Origin of the sequence: Arthrobacter sp. I3, assembly GCF_000520575.1 — a bacterium.
In the GTDB taxonomy this organism is placed as follows: domain Bacteria; phylum Actinomycetota; class Actinomycetes; order Actinomycetales; family Micrococcaceae; genus Arthrobacter; species Arthrobacter humicola_A.
Genome location: NZ_AZSB01000564.1, coordinates 1 through 682, shown reverse-complemented (window position 1 = coordinate 682; position 682 = coordinate 1). Strand labels below are relative to the sequence as shown.

The window sequence follows — 682 nt, the reverse complement described above, 5'->3', positions numbered from 1 at the left end:
GGGCGGCGCCGTCGTCGTCGTCAGTGCTAGCGTCCGCTCACGACGGAGGTCTGAACGGGATGTTCCAGGCTCCGTATCACCCTGTTTGTGACGTCGTCGATCCCGCCCAAGCCGTCAACTTGGGCCAGTATGCCGCGCTCGGCATACTTCGCCACCACAGCTTCCGTCTGCCCGTGGTACAGGTCCAGCCGGTGGCGGATCACGGCCTCGTTGTCGTCGCTTCGCCCGGTTTCCTTGGCACGGTGCAGGAGACGGGAGACCAGTTCCTCGTCGTCGGCAGTCAACTGCAGGACGACGTCAAGAACCTGGTCTCCGGACGCCAGAATGTCGTCCAGCTCGTCAACCTGGCATGTGGTGCGCGGGTAGCCGTCCAGCAGGAAGCCTGACGTGGCGTCTTCCTGCAGCAGCCTGTCCCGCACCATCTTGTTGGTCACGCTGTCCGGGACGAAGTCGCCGTTGTCGATGTACTGCTTTGCTTCCAGCCCCAGCGGCGTTCCGCCTTTGACGTTGGCTCGGAAGATGTCGCCGGTAGAGATCGCAACGACGCCGAGGCGCTCGGAAATCCGTTCCGCCTGGGTGCCTTTGCCGGATCCGGGCGGGCCAATAATCAACATTCTCGTCATTTGTGCGTCCTTCGTGGTGCCGTCGTTGAAAGGGTGCGTCAAGGGCCCGCCGCTGTAGC

Annotated in this window: 1 protein-coding gene; it reads right to left on the bottom strand. The window is 63.3% G+C overall.

The features are described from left to right. Window positions 1–26 precede the first annotated feature (26 nt). A complete protein-coding gene (locus Y706_RS23245) occupies window positions 27–614 on the bottom strand; it encodes an adenylate kinase (RefSeq protein WP_173403045.1) in 588 nt (195 codons plus the stop codon). Window positions 615–682 lie beyond the last annotated feature (68 nt).